We start from the raw sequence: 16,814 nt of genomic DNA on the forward strand, positions 1-16,814 counted from the left end.
GGCCGAACCCAGGCCGAAATATAAACGAGGAGAAATGACGCGATGGCGAAGTCCGTATTAAACAGGCAATTCCTGCCCGTGCTGCTGGCATGCGCGGCCCTGCCCCTGGCCCTGGGTGCGGCAGCCCCCGCCGCTGGCGCATGGCCGGAGAAGCCGATCCGGCTGGTGGTGGGCTTCCCCCCTGGCGGACCGGTGGATACCCATGCGCGCATTCTGGCCGAAAAGCTGCAGCCTATCCTGGGCCAGTCGGTGGTGCTGGACTACAAGGCTGGCGCCGCCGGCAATATCGGCTCCGACGCTGTCGCCAAGGCGGCCCCGGACGGCTACACGCTGCTGCTGGCCAATACCGGCCAGATGGCCATCAATGGTTCACTGTATCCCAAGCTGCCCTACGCGATGCCCCGGGATTTCGCGCCGGTGGCCCGGACCGCGCTGACCCCGCTGGTGATGGTGGTCAATAACAATGTGCCGGCACGCAACCTCAAGGAATTCATTGCTTACGCGCGCGCCAACCCCGGCAAGCTCAATTTCGCCTCCGGCGGCAACGGCGGCATCTCGCACCTGATGCCGGAAATGTTCAAGCAGGCTTCCGGCACCTTTATCGTCCATATCCCCTACAAGGGCAGCGCCCCGGCGCTGACCGACGTGATGGGCGGCCAGGCGCAGATGATGGCCGACTCGATTCCGCTGTTCACGCAGTACATCAAGGCCGGCAAGGTGCGCGCGCTGGCGGTCACCTCCAGGCAGCGCTCGCCTGCCTTGCCCGAGGTGCCGACCATGGAAGAGGCCGGCCTGAAGAACTTCGAGGTGGTTGGCTTCTACGGCATGCTGGCGCCGGCGGGTACGCCCAAGGACGTGGTGGCCAGATTGTCGGGCGCGCTGCAGACGGTGCTGGCCGACGCCGATACGCGCGCCAAGCTTGCGCAGCAGGGCGCCGAGGCAGCGTGGCAGGGGCCGGAAGCGTTCGGCCAGACCATCGCCGCCGAGCAGAAGCGCTGGGGGCAGACCATCAAGGCTGCCGGCGCCAAGATCGACTAGACGGCAGGTATTGACCTGCCGCACCTCAAGCGACGTGGGCAGGACGGCCCGCCAGGAGGAGGCCCACGGTCATCCGAATTCCAATCTACAATCTGGGATGATTCCTGGGAGGGGAAATGAACCTGTCCAACTGGCTTGTTTTTTGCGGCGTCGCGCTGTTCATGGCTTTCACCCCTGGTCCGGCGGTCCTGCTGGCGGTTTCCAATTCCGTGTCGGTGGGGCCCGCCCGCGCCATGCTCGGCTCGCTTGGCAATGCCGCCGGGGTGTTCCTGGTGTCGGCTGTTGCCATGGCCGGCCTTGGCGTGGTCCTGAGCACTTCCGCGGCGGCCTTTATCGCACTCAAGGTGCTGGGCGCGGCCTACCTGATCTATCTCGGCATCCGGCAGTGGCGCAGCGGCGCGAATGCGTTCGCTGATGTGGTCCGTCCCGGCCAGCCCAGGGGGGTACGCGCGTCGTTGCGGCTGTTCGGGCACGGCGTGATCGTGTCGGTGACAAATCCGAAGAGCATCCTGTTCTTCTCGGCGCTCTTCCCGCAGTTCCTGACGCGCAACGCACCGATGCTCGAGCAGTTCCTGGTGCTGACCGCCACCTTCTCCGTCTGCACCCTGCTGTCGCACACCTTCTATGTGCTGCTTGCGCGCGGCATGAAGCGCGGCTTCTCGGATGCCAGCCGGGTGCGTCTGTTCAACCGGGTCTCGGGCGGTGCTTTCGTGGCGCTTGGCCTGGGCATGCTCCGGCTGCGCAGCAAGGCGGCCTGAGCGGCCGCCCTCCGGTCAGGCGGCCTGCGCCGCTACCATTGCGCCGGCGACGTGCCCAGCCTGCCCGCCGGACGCTCCCAGTGCATCGGCGCGCCCTGCACCACGGCCGGCGCCCTGACGCGCCGCGCCGGGCCCCATGCGGTTGCCTCGATGGCATCCGCCAGGTCGGCGGGCGCGTTGGCTGCCAGCGGCGGCAATTCTTCCCGGGCGCTGCCGGCGCCGGCCAGCAGGTGCGCCGTACGCGCCAGCGATGCCCGCACCTCGCAGCCGGCGCCCGTCGCCAGGCGCTGCGCCAGTCCCCGCACGACGGCGGTCGCCATCAGGTAGCCGGTAGCGTGGTCGATTGCCTGCACGGGCAGCGGCCCGGGACGGTCCAGCCCCCTGATGCGCATGCCCGCCTCGGCAATGCCGGTGCTCATCTGGACCAGGCTGTCGAAGCCGCGCCGTCCCTTCCACGGTCCGCTCCATCCATAGGCATCGAGCGATACATCCACCAGTCCCGGATTGATCTCCCGGCGCCGCTGCGGGTCCAGGCCAAGGCGCGCCAGCGCCTCGGGCCGGTAGCCGTGCACCAGCACGTCGGCCTGGCCCAGCAGGCGCTCCAGTGTGTGCCGGTCCGCCGCGTTCTTCAGGTCGAGCCGGGCGCAACGCTTGCCAAGCACGACGTCCGGCACGGTGCCGGGTTCTTCCCAGCCGGGCGGGTCGATGCGCAGTACATGGGCGCCGAAGCCGGCCAGGAAACGCGTGGCAACCGGGCCCGCCAGGATGCGCGTCAGGTCCAGCACGCGGATGCCGCGCAAGGGGCGCTCCCGGGCGATGGCCCAGTCCGGCCGGGGTGCGGCATCGCAGGTCGTCCAGTGCAGCAGCGGCTCGCTGTTGACGGCCATCCCCTGCGGATGCGTCGCCCATGCCGCCACGGAACGCATGGCCGCGGCGCACCCGCCGTTTTCGACGATGGCGGCCTCCAGCGCGCCCGCTTGCCATCCGGATACCGCGCGCGCGACAGCCGCCTTGTCGGCCGGCACGCCGAGCACCCTGAGCGCCGCCTCGCGATGATGCGGCGCATTCGTATGCAGCCGGATCCAGCCGTCCGCCGCCTGGTAGTCGCCGGCAACGGCGTCCCATTGCGCCGGCAGCTCCCAGCCCTGCGGCCGCAGGGAGATGCCGAACCATAGCGATGCGAGGCGGCGGTCCGCCTCGACCAGCGGTGCCTGTCCCGACGCGGCGTGGATCAGGTCTGCCATGGCAAGGCCGGCGGCGCCGACGGCGGCGGTGGCCAGGTCGGTGACGGGAAAGACCGACTGCAGGTTGCCCGAGCCCGTGAATGCCAGGCGTTCGAGCGAGCCGGGGTGCCCGTTCACGCTACGCCAGATCTCGCGCGCGAAGCCTGCGGCGGTGGACGGGTCGTTCGCGGCCGGCTTGGCGACCAGCAGGGTGTCTTCGGAATTCGGCATGGCGGGATGTGGTCAGGTCGTTTAGGTGCTTTGCAGCATAGACGGCTTGTTTTAATAGTCAATATTGATTATCTTAATCAACTTAATGTGCGATATTTCGCGCTAGCGTGTTCTCCTCCTTCTCCTGTCGTGCCACCGCCATGTCCCGCTACCTGACCTCCGCGCAAGCCGCCGCCCGGCTCGGTGTTTCCCGCCCGACGCTCTATGCCTATGTCAGCCGTGGCCTGCTGCATGCGCACGATGGCGAAACGCCCCGTGAAAGCCGCTATCTCGCGGACGACGTGGAGCGCCTGGCCGGCCAGCGCACGCGCGGGCGCAAGCCGCGCGAAGTCGCCAAGGCCACACTGAGCTGGGGTTTGCCGGTGCTGGAATCGGGCATTACGCTGATCGAGGACGGGCAGCTGTATTACCGCGGCGACAATGCCGTCGCGCTGGCCGCCTCCGATACGGTGGAGGCGCTGGCCGCACTGCTGTGGCAATGCCCGCAGCAGGCGGCGTTCGGCGCTGGCGCGCCCGCGGCGCCCGCACACCTTGCGGCCATGCAGGCGGCCTATGCCGGGCGCCGTGCCGAAGAGGCGCTGTTGCCCTTGTTCACCATCGCCAGCGACGACGCCGCTACTGCGCAGTGGCAGAGATCGCCGGCGCGGCTGGCCGAGGGCTGCGGCGTGCTGGTGCGCCTGATGGCAGCCTGCCTGCTTGGCACGGCGCCCGCCAGCGAGCCCGTTCATCGGCAGTGCGCCAGCGCCTGGCAGGTGGACGGCGAGGGCGCGGACCTGATCCGCATGGCGCTCGTCCTGTGCGCCGACCATGAGCTCAACGCCTCGAGCTTCACGGCGCGCTGCGTGGCCTCCACCGGCGCCAGCCTGCGCGCCGCGGTGGTGGCGGGCCTGTCCGCGTTGACCGGCGGGCGGCACGGCGGCACCACCGCGCGGGGCGAGGCGCTGTGGGACGAACTGGGCGACGCGCCGCCGGGGCCGAGGCTGCGCGAGCGGCTCGCCAGGGGGGAAGACCTGCCTGGCTTCGGACATCACCTCTATCCCGCCGGCGATGTCCGCGCCGCCGCCTTGCTGGCGCGGATTCTTCCGCATCATCCCCAATGGCAGGAGATCATCGACGAAGCGTTCGCCCTGATCGGGCAGCGGCCGTCGGTCGACTTCGCGCTGGTTGCCCTGCGCCGGCATCTGCGGCTCCCGCCTGGCGCTGCCTTCGGTCTGTTTGCCCTTGGCCGCACCATCGGCTGGATCGCGCATGGCATCGAGCAGCGCGCCGACGCGGAGCTGATCCGGCCGCGCGCGGCCTATGTCGGGCCGCGGCCCGAGACCGGCCGCAGCTTCGGCGGCGCGTAACCCGGGCGGCCCGATCGACGCCAGTCCCCGGCCATGCCACGCGGGGCCGGTTGGTGCCGCCGCCCACCTGCATCGAGGGCACTAAGCAGCCAGTTGCGCTGCGCGCTGTTGCAAGTGCCGCACAGCCTCCCGCGCGGCGGCGCCCAGCCCGGCGAGGTCCAGGCCCGGAATCGCATCGTGCTCGGCGACCACGCGTCCGCCCACCAGCAACGCGCGCAGCGACGGCCTTCCGCCGCTTGCCACCGGTGCGATGGCCGGATCGTGCAGGCCGAAGCAGCGCGGGTCGTCGAGGCGGTAGATGGCGAGGTCGGCGGCCTTGCCCGGTTGCAGCGTGCCGATGGCATCCAGTCCGAGCACGGCGGCGCCCCCGGCCGTGCCCCAGCGCACCACGTCCTCGACCCGCGCCGCATCGGCCCCGCCTTCGAAGCTCCCGCCTTCGGCACGTGGCCGCGCCTCGTGCCCGCGCCGCGCCCGCTGCAGCAGCCAGGCCGCATGTGCCTCGGATATCATGTCGGCCGCTTCGTTCGAGGCAGCACCATCCACGCCGAGCGAGACCGGCACCCCGGCCGCTTCGAGTGCCGGGATGTCGGCAATGCCGCTGCCCAGCCGCCCATTGCTTTGCGGACAATGGGCAATACCCGTGCCGCTGGCACCGAGCTGGCGGATCTCGTCCGCGCCGAGCTTTACCAGGTGGGCGAACCAGACATCCGGGCCAAGCCATTCATGCTCGCCGCAGAAGGCCACCGGCGTGGCCTGGTGCATCTCCCGCGCGGCGTTCTGGTATTCCACCGTTTCCGACAAATGGCTGTGCAGCCGGATGCCAAGGCGCCGCGCGGTGCGCGCGCAGGTGCGCAGCGCCTCGGGCGGCATCGAGTACAGCGGCGTGGTGGGCGCCATCGCCACGCGGCGCATGGCGTCCGGCGCGCACTGGTGGTAGCGCGCGGCGAGCCGTTCGCAATCGGCCAGGAACCGGTCGAGCGATTCCGGCCGCAGCGCCTGCGGCAGGTCGCTCTCCAGCTGGCGGGTGCGGGTGGCGCCGCCGCGGCACAGCACGAAGCGCAGCCCGAGCGCCTCGGCCTCCTCGAACAGGATGGCCGAACTGTCGTAGGGCATGCCGGGATGGTAGAGATAGTTGTGGTCGGCCACCGTGCCGCAGCCGCTGCGCACCAGTTCCACCAGGCCGATGCGGACGGCCAGCCGGAAGGTGGTCTCGTCGAAGGCGGCGCGGAAGCGGTAGGGCGTGGCGCCGAGCCAGGGGGTGAGCGACAGGTCCAGCCCCGCGGGATCGCCCTTGAGCAGCGACTGGAACAGGTGGTGATGCGTATTGACCCAGGCCGGGTAGACCACGCAATCGGTGGCGTCGATGACTGGCTCGCCCGGGCGCGGGCCGAGCTGGCCGATGGCCTCGATGATGCTGCCGGCAACGCGCAGGTCGGGCCCCGGATGGCGCTCTCCGGTACCGGCAAGGCCGGTCAGGATCGCGGTGGCATTGCGGATCAGGATGGAGTTCGTCGTCATGCCAGCTCGCTTTCGTGCCAGTGGGACAGCGCCAGCCGCGAGACTACCGCCATCGCGCCGAACAGCAGGACGCCCGTCAGCGTGATCAGGAACAGCGCGGCGAACAGGCGCGGGATATTGAGGGCGAAGCCGGCCTGCAGGATCTGGTAAGCCAGGCCGGCACCGGTGCCACCGGTGCCGGCCACGAATTCCGCCACCACTGCGCCGATCAGCGCGAGGCCGCAGGAGATGCGCAGGCCGCCGAAGAAATACGGCAGCGCGCTCGGGATGCGCAGGCGGCGCAGGGTATCCCAGCGGCTGGCGCGGTTGATGCGGAACAGGTTGAGCAGGCCGGGGTTGACGCTGCGCAGGCCGAGTACGGTGTTGGAGATGATCGGGAATACAGCCACCATGGTCGCGCAGATCACCAGCGCCAGGGTCGGCTCCTTGACCCAGATGATGATCAGCGGCGCAATGGCCACCACCGGCGTCACCTGCAGCAGGATCGCATAGGGAAACAGGCTGGCCTCGATCACGCGGCTTTGCACGAACACGAACGCCGCGGCGGTGCCGGCCACCACCGCCAGCGCGAAGGCCAGCAGCGTGATGCGCAGCGTGACCCATAGGGAGCCGGCCAGCAGGCGCCAGTCCTCCACCAGCGCATGGCCGACGGCGGTGGGTGCGGGCACCAGGTAGGCGGGTACGGCGAGCGCGGTGCAGATCACCTGCCAGGCCAGCAACAGCAGCACGCCGACGGCAAGCGGGGCGGCCACGCGCTGTACGGCGGGGCGTGACAGTAGCGGGGGATGCATGGGGGCTCCTGGTTTGCTTGATGGTTGCGGGTCCGGTGCTGCCGGCGTGCTCAGTGCGCGTTCTGGCCGGGACCGGCGCCGGTATTGGCCTGCGTCAGCAGCGCCGAAAGCTGCGCGCAGTACTGCGTGAAGGCGGGCGAGACGCGGAAGGCTTCGTCGCGAAGCTCCGGCCCTTCGATTGCCACGTCGGCAATCACGCGGCCCGGCCGCGCCGCCATCACCACCACCCGGCTCGAGAGGTAGACCGCTTCGTAGATGCTGTGGGTGACGAACACCACGGTGAGGCCGCGCTCGGCCCACAGCGCGCGCAGGTCGGCGTCGAGCCTGTTGCGGGTGAACTCGTCGAGCGCACCGAAGGGCTCGTCCATCAGCAGCAGGTCCGGGTTGGTGACCAGCGCCCGCGCGATCGACACACGCATCTGCATGCCGCCGGACAATTCACGCGGATAGACCGAGCCAAAGCGGCCCAGTCCCACCAGCGCCAGCGCGCGCTGCACGCGCTCGCCGGCCTCTGCGCGCGGCATGCGGGCCAGGTCCAGCGGTAGCCGCACGTTGTCGGCCACGCGTGCCCACGGCATCAGGGTGGCTTCCTGGAACACCATCGCCAGCGTGCGCCCGGCGGCGTCGGTGGCGATGGGCAGGGCCGGGTTGCCCCACCAGCGCAAATGTCCCGCCGAGGGTGTTTCCAGGCCGGCAAACAGCTTGAGCAGGGTGCTCTTGCCGCAGCCCGACGGGCCCAGCAGCGAAACGAACTCGCCGGGCTGGATCGCCAGCTTGACGCGCTCCAGCGCCACGGTGCCGTTGGGATAGGTCTTCTCGACCTGGTTGGCGAACAGCAGGGGCGCGTCGGCGCCACGGGCGCCGCGGCCGGCAGGCGCGGGTTCGCCGCCGGCGTCGGGTGCACCGTTGCCGGTGCCTGGGCCCGGGGATGCGGCCGGGGTTTGCATGGCACTGCGAAAGAAGGCGCTCATGGCGGTCTCCGTATCTGGTCTGTCCGGTTCAGCCGCGTACCACGGGAATGCGGAAGGCTTCCTTCTCGCCATGCCGGGTGAACAGTTCCATCAGCATCTTGCGCATCAGCAGGCCGGGCTTGTCGGATTCCATATGGAATTCGACACGGCGGCGCGTGTCGACGCAGGCGTCGTAGTCGGTGGCTTCCAGGATGTCGCGGTCCTCCGCAACGATGGGTGCGTCCCAGTCGATCAGTTCCTGGGTCGAGCAGTCTTCCTCGTCGTCGTTGCGATACAGCCATTGCGACAGCATCACGCTCTGGTCGTCGATCGGCGTAGCGCAGTTGTAGATGATGTGATGGCGTCCGCTGGCCGGATAGGTGCAGCCGAAGCGGCGCGTGAACGGCAGGTCCCAGCGGTTGAACAGATGGCGGTGCGTGATCGGCTCGGTGGTGCCGGTGACGCGGTGGCCCGCTTCGATATTGCGGATCGGCACCAGGGTCTCGGCCTCGAAGCCCCACTCGCGCTGCTGCAGCGCGTATTTCTCCGGCGTGGGCTGCTCTGCCAGGCCGAAGTTGGCGCGGTGCACGAAGCTGAAGTGCGAGTTGTCGAAGGCGTTTTCCATCACGCGCAGCGAGCTGGTATTCCACTTCTCGTAGAACTGGAAGATGCGGCGGTACGCGGGATCACCGTCCTCGGGGAAGTCGGGAACAGGTTGTAGCGGATCGTCCAGCGCCACCCACACGTAGCCATATTTTTCCTGCACGCGATAGGCCTGCACCTTGGCGCTGGAGGGAATGGCGTTGTCCGGCGCCTGTGGAATCCGCACGCAACTGCCGGAGCAGTCGTATTCCCAGCCGTGGTAGCCACAGACAATATCGCCGCGTTCGTTGACCCACCCCTTGGAGAGGCGGGCGGTGCGGTGGCAGCAACGGTCCTGCAGTGCCGCGGGCTTGCCGTCGGCGCCCTTCCACAGCACCAGGTTTTCGCCCAGCAGGGTGAACGGCTTGGGGCCGCCGTCGAGCATCGAGACCGGCATCAGTGCATACCAGAAGCGGCGCAGCACGGGTTGTTGGGTAACCAGCATGTCAAATCCTTGTATGGGGGTGATCTTTGTCGGGCGGCTTGCGCAACGTCAGGGCATGACCTTCAGGTCCTTCACGAATTGCGTGGTATAGGCCTGTTTCCAGTCGGTATCGGCCTTTAGCAGGCCAGCACCCACCATGAAGTCGCGGGTCTTCTGCCAGCGCGCATCCGTCATCACGCCGATGCCGTAGCGGGCCGCATCGCCGCCGCCGACCATGTTGTATTCCTTGAGTTTTTCCACGCCCCAGGCGAGTTGGTCGTCCTTCATATTGGGGTTCTCCTGCTTGATCAGCGCATTGGCGGGAGCCGGGTCGGCCAGGTAGCTCTTCCAGCCTTCCATCGTTGCCTTGACGAAGCGGGCGACGACGTCCGGTTTTTCCTTGACCGTTTTCTGCATGGTGACGATGGTGGTGCCATAGGGCGGGTAGCCGTCGTCGGCGAACAGGAAGAAGCGCGTCCTGGCGCCGGCCTTGTTCGCGGCGAACACCTCGGAGGAGGCGTAAGCCTGCTGGGCCGATTGCGGGTCGGCGAAGAAGGGCTGCAGGTTGAAGGTGTAGACGCGCGACCGGGCTTCGTCGAGCTTGTATTTGCCCTTGAGCCACGGCCACCACGTGGTGCGGCCGGAGGTGGAGACCAGCACCGTGCGGCTCTTCAGGTCGGCCAGGCTCTTGACGTCCTCATGGGTCATCATGCCTTGCAGGTCGGTCTGGAAGGAGGTGGCCACGGTGGTGACCGGCACACCCTGCTCAACGCTCTTGAGCACCTGCAGGTCATAGCCCATCAGGAAATCGGCCTGCCCGCTGGTGAGGATCTGCATGCCATTGACCTGCGGGCCACCCATGCGGACGGTGACATCGAGGCCGTACTTCTTGTAGATGCCCTTGGCCACCGCCTGGTAGAAGCCGCCATGTTCGGCCTGGGCGTACCACGAGGTGAGGAAGGTCACCTTGTCTGCGGCCTGCGCGGTGGCTGGAACCGCCGCGAGGGCGAGTGCGGCGCAAGCGCCGGCGATCAGCAGGCGGCGCAATAGGGAAGGCGTCATCATGGGGGCTCCTGTGCGGATGTTTGCGGGGGAAATCCGGATGGGTGCTGCGACAGGCGGACAAAGGCCAGGCACGGTCCGCGCCGCTGCGTTGAGCGCACGCAACGCAGCGGCGCACGCGGGCGGCACGCGAACGCTGGCGTTGCCACGGCGGGCGACTACGAAATGGAACAAGGGCTTGAGGATGGGGGACATCGTGGGCGCTCTCTCTTTTCTCTCGTGCCCGGCCCGGTGGCCGGATCCAAACGCCCGGATTTCTCGCGCTGCGAGCTACCCGGGCATGCGACCGTATGGCCGCGAGAGCAATGTCCCACGCCGGTATGCATCCGCCCGCCTGGGGCGGGAGACGCATCGGCGTTAACCGCTTCTACTCGATAGGCTATTTAGCAAGGGCCGTGCCAACGGCGGCGGTGGTGCCCCCGGCGCAAAGATGCCCGGGCCAGCGGAGCGGGGCGGCTGGCCCGGTGCATAACAGACTGGCTTGGTGCATCCGCTGCACCAGCTCTGCGTGCCACGCGTGCGCGCAGTGTGTGTCAGGTGCCGGCGCTGCTTCTGACCAGTGCGCCGCAGCGCCCGATCGTGGTCGTGACGCAGCAGGCGTTGCCAGACCAGTCGCCGCCGATGATCTGGCCGGTCGGGCCGGCGATCAGGCGGCGCTGGCATTGGCCGGGCAACAGTGGAGGTTCTGGCGAAGTGGGTGCGCGCGCATCGCGGGGGCCGCTGCCCGGGGCGCGCGCCGGCGGCACGTCCTCGACCCACAGGTAGGCGGTGCCGCCCGGCACGGCTTGCACGGATTGCGGCGGCCCCCACTGTGCCTTGGCCTGCTCGATTGGCGCGGATTGCCAGGAATCCAGTACGCGCTGCATGGCGCTTTGCTCGATTCCGGCGCACGCGCTCAGGGAGATGGCCGCGAGTGGCAGCAACAGGAGACGGGGCGCAAAGGGATGGCGGGGGCGAACGGCGGACATGACGGCTCCAAGGGAACAGGCGTGCCCCCTCTGCGGCAGACTAGTCCAGCGCCCCGCTCTGCTGCAAGCGGCCTAGGCACCCTTATGCGGGTTTCCCCACAGTCGGCGCCAGCACGATCTTGTCCGCATCCGTGGACGGCTCATGCTGGCAGTCGTCGCCACCGGCCTGGCCCAGGTCGATACCGCTGGTTTCCGGCAGCAGCAAGGCGGCGCCCATCACCATGGCGTAGCCTACGCCGGCCACGATGGCGATGGCCAGGGGCAGCGAGGTGCGGCCGGTGCTGAGCCATCCCACCGTCAGCGGGAAGAGCGAGCCGATCACCCGCCCTACGTTGTACGAGACACCATAGCCAGTGGCGCGGATATCGTTGGGATACGACTCCGAGATGGTGGCGCCGATGCCGGCGAACACGCCCTGCATCAGCACGCCAAGCGGGAAACCCAGGAACAGCATCGATGTGTTCGACACCGGGATCACCATATAGACCAGCGCCATGACGAAGGCGCCCGCGGCAAAGGCAATATAGGTCAGGCGGCGGCCCCAGCGGTCGGTGGCATAGGCGCCGGCCACGTAGCCCGCCAGCGAACCGAAGATCGTCATCGCCAGGTAGGAGCTGGTGCCGAACACGGACAGCCCTCGTTCGGTCTTGAGGAAGGTCGGCAGCCAGGTGGCGATCGCATAGTAGGCACCCAGCATGCCGCCCGACAGCAGGCTGCACAGCACGGTCTTGCCCAGCAGCGGCCGGCGGCCCAGGCGCGCCAGCTGCTGCCATGCGGAAGGGCCGTTGCCCGCGGCGCGTTCGGCCTGGCTCTTGAGGAAGACTTCCGGCTCTTCCAGGTTGCGGCGCAGGTAGACCACCACCAGCGCCGGCAGGATGCCCATGAAGAAGCAGACGCGCCAGGCGGTATCGGCAGGGAACACGCTGAAGGTGATGGCATAGGCAATCGCCGCCGCGCCCCAGCCGAAGGAATAGCTGCTGGCGGTGAAGCCCGAATACTTGCCGCGGTGGGCAGGGTTGCGGATCATCTCCGTCACCAGCACCATGCACAGCGAGGATTCGCCGCCGAAGCCAAGGCCCTGCAGCATGCGGAACACCAGCAGTTGCTCGGGGGTATTGGCCAGCCCACACAGGAAGCAGGCGAAGGCGAAGACCACGATGGTCCAGCGCAGCACGCGCACCCGTCCGTAGCGGTCGGCCAGGATGCCCGCGCCGATGGCGCCTACCAGCGAAGACACCAGCGTCCACGTGACGATGGCGCCGGCGGTCGACTTGCTCATGCCCCATTGGGTCAGCAGCGTCGAGATCAGAAAGGAATAGATCATGAAGTCGAACACATCGACCGCATGACCCAGGAACGCGCCGTAGAAGCCCTTGCGTTCCATTCTCGATAAGTCCCTGAACCAGTCGAACATCATCTCTCCTACGAATTGTGGGGGCGGTGCGTTGTTGTTTTATTGCGCCGGGGCGCGTTGCACCGTAAGGGAGGAAACCGGCGGCCGCCGGAAGGCAAAGCCCGCTGCTTCGAGCAACTGGGCAAATCGGAGCGAGGTCAGGTCGGCGAAGCGTCCGGCGACGATCTGCACACCCACCGGCAGGCCGCCGCGGCCCGGGCCGATCGGCGCCACCGTCGAGGGCAGGCCGCACAGGCCGGAATGGCCTGCCCAGAACAACTGGCTGGTGAGCGGTTGCTCCCGGCCGTTGACCACCAGCCTGCGCTGCCATGGCTCGCCTTCCTCGTCGAGCACGAAGGCCGTAGTAGCGGCGGCCGGGCAGAGCAGCACGTCGTAGTCGTCGAAAAAGCGTTGCCAGGCCCGTGCGAAGGTGGCCCGCTGCTGCTGCAGTTGCAGCCAGTGCCGATGACGGATGCCGGCCCCGGCAAACTGCAGTGCGGCGTAATCGTGGTCCTGGGCCGGGGCGGTGGCCGCGCGCGCCAGCGCGGCGCCGAAGCTTGCGTCGTCCATATGGACCGAGGTCGTGGCGCGCAGCATCAGCACATAGGTGTGCCATAGCGTGGCGGCATCGAAGTCCGGGCGCACGTTCCAGCGCACCTTGGCGCCTTGCCCCTCCAGCCAGCGGCCCAGGCTTTCGATCTCATCGCTGACTTCCGCATCGGCTTCGCACAGCGGGTGGGTGGGCAGCACGGCGACGCGGAATTCGGCCAGCGTGCGCTTGTTGCAGGGCGGCAGCGCCAGGCGATAGGCCAGCGCTTCGCTACCGTCGGGTCCGGCCAGTGTCTGTAGCAGCAATTCGAGGTCATGCGCGCTGCGCGCCAGTGGTCCCGCCACATTGATGTCCTGCTCACCATAGCCGTGGCCGATGCCATGGCCGCGCAGCGGCACCAGGCCGTGGCTGCTCTTGTGCGAGAACACCCCGCAGTAATGCGCCGGGTTGCGCAGCGAAGAGCCGATGTCAGAACCCACGTCGAAAAAGCTCATGCCCGCGCAGACCGCGGCGGCGCTGCCGCCGGACGAGCCGCCCGGTGTGCGGGTGGGGTCATGCGGATTGCGGGTGGTGCCGTAGACGGCGTTGTAGCTTTGCCAGTCGCGCAGCCCGATCGGGACATTGGTCTTGCCCAGCAGTACCGCGCCGGCGGCCCGCAGGCGCTCGACCACGGCGGCGTCGCTGGCCGCGATGTTGTTGCGCTGGTCCGGGCTGCCACAGGTAGTGGGCCAGCCGGCGACATCGAAGGACTCCTTGATGGAGAAAGGAATGCCGTCCAGCGCTCCCAACGGTTGGCCGCGGTGCCGGCGCAGATCGCTGGCGCTGGCGGCCACGCGCGCAGCGGCAAAGTCCGCCAGGACGATGGCGTTGACCTGGCTGTGAGCCGCGGCATAGGCGGTCTCGCACCAGTTCACCAGGTCTTGCGCGCTGGCGCGGCCTTGGGCCAGAAGATCGGCTGCTTCCCGTACAGACAGGAAGCACGCGTCGTCGGGCTGCCAGGAATCGGTGCTTGCTATGTCTTGCCGCGTCACGCTGCACTCCGGTTGGGGGCTGTGGCCAAGGGCGCACGAGCTTGCGCTTGTTTTGCCTACCGCGAAAATCGGTATACTATATTCACAATTTTACGAAGAGCAAGACAAATGTGAGACGTGGCCTGCTGCGCCGCTTTTTGGTGCAATGCAATAGTTTTTGGCAAAAAAACGGGATGCGAGGGGGCGTGATGCGCCAATTCACGCACCGCTGAAGGGCGTGTTTTTCATGATTTGGTATACCGTTTTCTGCCGGAAGGCGGGAGTATCGCTTTGACTATGGCGCTTGTTCGAGCAGCGCTTTGAGAGTGGCCAGATCGCGGCGGACCCAATCGGCATCCGCCTGCAGCTGGGCATCGGTGACGCCGGGATAGCGGAACAGCGTGAAGAGCAGCGTGGCGCCGCTGCCGTTGGCGATCACGCGCATGGGAACATAGATCTCGTTCCCCTCGGCTGGCTGCACATAGTGGTCGGCAATCCCGTAGGGATTGGCGGGGGTGAACCGGACGCGCATCGCGCCCTGGGGCATGCGCGCGATCCAGCTGCCATCCGCCTGGCGCGAGAGTTCTCCAAGGCCGCTGGCCCACAGCTGAAAGTTCTCGGGGACGGCGAGAAACGCAGACACCGCTGCGGCTGGCAAGTCGATATCGATCCCGAGGGTGAGATAGTCGCGCTGGTCAGCCATGGCAGTGCTCCGATGGTTGCTTCCGGGCTAAGGTTCGATGAAAGACAGGAGCTGCTGGTCCGGGTTGGGCGGCCGGTTCCGGCGTGGACCCGTTGTGGTCACCGGGGCGGGTTCCGGCCTCGGCCCGGCCTCCTGCCGTGGCGCCGCTGGCGAGCGCAATTCAAACTGCCGAACCGATTCCAGCGGAACGGCGCTGGCAAGCAGTCCCGCCGCCCTCGGCGCCAGGATCTGGTAGGTATCCAGATCGAAGCGGGCTGGCGCAACCAGCAGGCTGGGCGCGTCCTCGAGCGTGGCTACCGAACCCAGGTAGCCCCAGTCTTCCAGGATATGCCACCACGCTTTTGCGTCATCCTGTTCGCGCCATGCTACCGCGCCGGCGAATGGCCAGGGCTGGATGGCCAGCCCGGCCAGCGCCGCGGCCATGCGTTCGCGGTGGGCTGCCAGTGGCTCGTCGCCTGTGCATGCGCCCAGACAGCGGTGCAGTTGACGGGCGAAGCAGGGCGAACCGCGCCGTGCGGCTTTCTCCAGCGCCAGCGTGGCCTGGCAGAGCTGATGGGTTTGCGCCAGTTCAGCCAGGCGCGCTTCGGCGCTCGCCCGGCTGGGAAAGACGCCATACAGATTGGGATGGCGGCTGAAGTCGGTGTCGCGGTCCGAGCGTAGTATTGGCGCGCTCAGTCCGGGTGCCAGTTCCCAGGCGAACAGCCCCGCGTTCTGGCGCAGCATCTGGTTGTGCAGCGGCTGCAGCGTCTTGATCAGGTGGGCCTCCAGCAGCAGCGCACCGGCTTCGCCGCCGGTCTCCCGCCACTCGACCCGGCGCACCGCGCGCGCCAGCCGCATTTCCAGCGCGGCCCGATGGTCGCCGGAGAAGTGCGCGCCGATGCGCTGGCGGAGGTGGATGCTCTTCCCTATATAGAGAGGCATATCCTGATCGCCATAGAACAGGTACACCCCGGCGGTGTCGGGAACGTCGTCCAGGGCGGTTTCTTCCAGCCCGGCGGGCAGGCTCGCGCGCTTCACCAGCGACCGCACGGCAGCCTCGACCAGATCCACCGTATACAAACCGTGGATCTTCTGCCAGAACTGCCACAGCAGCTCGGCATCCGCCAGGGCGCGGTGGCGGCCCTTGGGTTGCAGCTCGAAGCGGGCGATCAGCGCGTCCAGGCCGTGGCGCGCCACCGAGGGGAACAGCGAACGCGACAGGCGTACGGTGCACAATACGTCGGCCCGAAAGGTCACACCGGCGCGGCGGAACTCGTTTTTCAGGAATCCATAATCGAAGCGTGCGTTGTGGGCGACGAAGAGCTTGCCCTGCAGCCGTTCCGCCAGGGTTTCCGCCAGCGACTCGAAGCTCGGCTGGCCGCGCACCATGTCGTCGGTAATGCCAGTCAGTTGCTGGATGAATGGTGGGATGCCGATACCGGGATCGACCAGGGTGTCCCACTCCACGATCCCGTCCGGGCCCACTTCCACCACGCCAATCTCGGTAATGCGGTCGCGGGTGGCGTCGGCACCGGTGGTTTCCAGGTCGACAAAGACGATGGGGCGGGACAGTGCGGCGGCCAGCGCCTGCGCATCCAGGTGGCGCGGGGTATTCGCTGCCTGGTGCGGGAGCTGATAGATGGGGAGGTCGGGCATCCGTCGATTCTAATATCTAATAGATAGGGGTAGCGGGAACAGGGCATGGCGATGGCGCTGTGCCAGTGCCGAAATCACCTCTTTTCCGGGTTCCCGGCGCGGCTTCATACGGGCGTCATGAACGGTGTTGAAGAAATTTCCGAAAAGCCTTGCCAGGACCGGCGGAGTCCCTTAAGATTCGCCCCCTTCGCCACACAAAGACCGCTGCAACGCAGACGGGACAAGGGTTGCGGGGGTTGGCAGGGGAGGTTGGCGAGCGGAGTTCAGGCGCCGGCCGCAGCAAAGAAAGTTTGCGAAACCTGTTGACGAAACGATGATCACGCTTCATAATCTCGTTTCTCTGCTGCAGACAACGCAGCGACGCGGTAAGCAAAGCGAACCGCGGCCAGTTCTTTAACAAACAAACAACCGATAAGTGTGGGCGCTTGATAGCGGATGCGGAAGACTTCGGTCTTTTAGCTTACAAGTTATAAAGTGCTCGCACAGTAAAACATGTTGGTTATGTCTTCGGACGTAGCCAGTCAGTTTTCTGAGAGTGAGCGACCGCTCGAAAGAGCGAGATTCTTCGGAAT

The 16,814-nt window shown here is 67.5% G+C and carries 14 protein-coding genes; 3 read left to right on the forward strand and 11 right to left on the reverse strand.

Annotated elements, in window-relative coordinates:
* Positions 1-42 precede the first annotated feature (42 nt).
* Positions 43-1,038, forward strand: a complete 996-nt coding sequence (locus AC3FOF_RS18370; RefSeq protein WP_488727368.1) for a Bug family tripartite tricarboxylate transporter substrate binding protein — start codon at positions 43-45, stop codon at positions 1,036-1,038.
* A 116-nt stretch (positions 1,039-1,154) separates the two neighbouring features.
* Positions 1,155-1,796, forward strand: a complete 642-nt coding sequence (locus tag AC3FOF_RS18375; RefSeq protein WP_276264888.1) for a LysE family translocator — start codon at positions 1,155-1,157, stop codon at positions 1,794-1,796.
* A gap of 32 nt (positions 1,797-1,828) precedes the next feature.
* On the opposite strand, the gene AC3FOF_RS18380 is transcribed toward AC3FOF_RS18375, so the two are convergent.
* The gene (locus AC3FOF_RS18380; RefSeq protein WP_488727369.1) at positions 1,829-3,250 is read right to left on the reverse strand and encodes a CoA transferase; all 1,422 of its coding nucleotides are present in this window, start codon (positions 3,248-3,250) and stop codon (positions 1,829-1,831) included.
* A gap of 140 nt (positions 3,251-3,390) precedes the next feature.
* On the opposite strand from AC3FOF_RS18380, the gene AC3FOF_RS18385 reads away from it, so the two are divergent.
* On the forward strand, positions 3,391-4,596 hold the full coding sequence (locus AC3FOF_RS18385; RefSeq protein ID WP_488727370.1) for a citrate/2-methylcitrate synthase: 1,206 nt from the start codon (positions 3,391-3,393) through the stop codon (positions 4,594-4,596).
* Between the two features lie 81 nt (positions 4,597-4,677).
* Here AC3FOF_RS18385 and AC3FOF_RS18390 read toward each other — a convergent pair whose 3' ends face one another.
* The 10 genes from AC3FOF_RS18390 to AC3FOF_RS18435 form a co-directional block, all read right to left on the reverse strand.
* Positions 4,678-6,114 carry an amidohydrolase family protein gene (locus tag AC3FOF_RS18390; RefSeq protein WP_488727371.1) on the reverse strand — a complete coding sequence of 479 codons (1,437 nt, stop codon included), beginning with the start codon at positions 6,112-6,114 and terminating at the stop codon, positions 4,678-4,680.
* Positions 6,111-6,905, reverse strand: a complete 795-nt coding sequence (locus tag AC3FOF_RS18395) for an ABC transporter permease (RefSeq protein ID WP_017224549.1) — start codon at positions 6,903-6,905, stop codon at positions 6,111-6,113. Before AC3FOF_RS18395 ends, AC3FOF_RS18390 begins: the two co-directional genes overlap by 4 nt.
* Positions 6,906-6,955: 50 nt before the next feature.
* A complete protein-coding gene (locus AC3FOF_RS18400) occupies positions 6,956-7,876 on the reverse strand; it encodes an ABC transporter ATP-binding protein (protein ID WP_488727372.1) in 921 nt (306 codons plus the stop codon).
* A 28-nt stretch (positions 7,877-7,904) separates the two neighbouring features.
* The gene (locus AC3FOF_RS18405) at positions 7,905-8,942 is read right to left on the reverse strand and encodes an aromatic ring-hydroxylating oxygenase subunit alpha (protein ID WP_017226270.1); all 1,038 of its coding nucleotides are present in this window, start codon (positions 8,940-8,942) and stop codon (positions 7,905-7,907) included.
* A 48-nt stretch (positions 8,943-8,990) separates the two neighbouring features.
* Positions 8,991-9,986 (reverse strand): ABC transporter substrate-binding protein, encoded by a 996-nt coding sequence (locus tag AC3FOF_RS18410; RefSeq protein WP_488727373.1) that lies wholly within the window; start codon positions 9,984-9,986, stop codon positions 8,991-8,993.
* Positions 9,987-10,516: 530 nt separating this feature from the next.
* Positions 10,517-10,951 carry a hypothetical protein gene (locus AC3FOF_RS18415; RefSeq protein WP_488727374.1) on the reverse strand — a complete coding sequence of 145 codons (435 nt, stop codon included), beginning with the start codon at positions 10,949-10,951 and terminating at the stop codon, positions 10,517-10,519.
* A gap of 82 nt (positions 10,952-11,033) precedes the next feature.
* Positions 11,034-12,365, reverse strand: a complete 1,332-nt coding sequence (locus AC3FOF_RS18420; RefSeq protein ID WP_035806183.1) for an MFS transporter — start codon at positions 12,363-12,365, stop codon at positions 11,034-11,036.
* Between the two features lie 39 nt (positions 12,366-12,404).
* Positions 12,405-13,925, reverse strand: coding sequence for an amidase (locus AC3FOF_RS18425; protein WP_017224467.1), 1,521 nt, complete (start codon positions 13,923-13,925; stop codon positions 12,405-12,407).
* 274 nt (positions 13,926-14,199) lie between these two features.
* The gene (locus AC3FOF_RS18430) at positions 14,200-14,607 is read right to left on the reverse strand and encodes an SRPBCC family protein (RefSeq protein WP_017224466.1); all 408 of its coding nucleotides are present in this window, start codon (positions 14,605-14,607) and stop codon (positions 14,200-14,202) included.
* Between the two features lie 27 nt (positions 14,608-14,634).
* Positions 14,635-16,242: a 3'-5' exonuclease family protein gene (locus AC3FOF_RS18435; RefSeq protein ID WP_488727375.1), complete on the reverse strand. Its 1,608-nt coding sequence runs from the start codon at positions 16,240-16,242 to the stop codon at positions 14,635-14,637.
* Positions 16,243-16,814: the final 572 nt, after the last annotated feature.

The organism is Cupriavidus sp. 96C5-1 (assembly GCF_057798855.1).

Excerpts from the sequence above, each read along its gene's own strand:
- AC3FOF_RS18380 (WP_488727369.1), bottom strand. The coding sequence starts at position 3,250 with ATGCCGAATTCCGAAGACACCCTGCTGGTCGCCAAGCCGGCCGCGAAC.
- AC3FOF_RS18435 (WP_488727375.1), bottom strand. The coding sequence starts at position 16,242 with ATGCCCGACCTCCCCATCTATCAGCTCCCGCACCAGGCAGCGAATACC.
- AC3FOF_RS18410 (WP_488727373.1), bottom strand. The coding sequence starts at position 9,986 with ATGATGACGCCTTCCCTATTGCGCCGCCTGCTGATCGCCGGCGCTTGC.
- AC3FOF_RS18400 (WP_488727372.1), bottom strand. The coding sequence starts at position 7,876 with ATGAGCGCCTTCTTTCGCAGTGCCATGCAAACCCCGGCCGCATCCCCG.
- AC3FOF_RS18385 (WP_488727370.1), top strand. The coding sequence starts at position 3,391 with ATGTCCCGCTACCTGACCTCCGCGCAAGCCGCCGCCCGGCTCGGTGTT.
- AC3FOF_RS18420 (WP_035806183.1), bottom strand. The coding sequence starts at position 12,365 with ATGTTCGACTGGTTCAGGGACTTATCGAGAATGGAACGCAAGGGCTTC.
- AC3FOF_RS18405 (WP_017226270.1), bottom strand. The coding sequence starts at position 8,942 with ATGCTGGTTACCCAACAACCCGTGCTGCGCCGCTTCTGGTATGCACTG.
- AC3FOF_RS18395 (WP_017224549.1), bottom strand. The coding sequence starts at position 6,905 with ATGCATCCCCCGCTACTGTCACGCCCCGCCGTACAGCGCGTGGCCGCC.
- AC3FOF_RS18390 (WP_488727371.1), bottom strand. The coding sequence starts at position 6,114 with ATGACGACGAACTCCATCCTGATCCGCAATGCCACCGCGATCCTGACC.
- AC3FOF_RS18375 (WP_276264888.1), top strand. The coding sequence starts at position 1,155 with ATGAACCTGTCCAACTGGCTTGTTTTTTGCGGCGTCGCGCTGTTCATG.
- AC3FOF_RS18415 (WP_488727374.1), bottom strand. The coding sequence starts at position 10,951 with ATGTCCGCCGTTCGCCCCCGCCATCCCTTTGCGCCCCGTCTCCTGTTG.
- AC3FOF_RS18430 (WP_017224466.1), bottom strand. The coding sequence starts at position 14,607 with ATGGCTGACCAGCGCGACTATCTCACCCTCGGGATCGATATCGACTTG.
- AC3FOF_RS18370 (WP_488727368.1), top strand. The coding sequence starts at position 43 with ATGGCGAAGTCCGTATTAAACAGGCAATTCCTGCCCGTGCTGCTGGCA.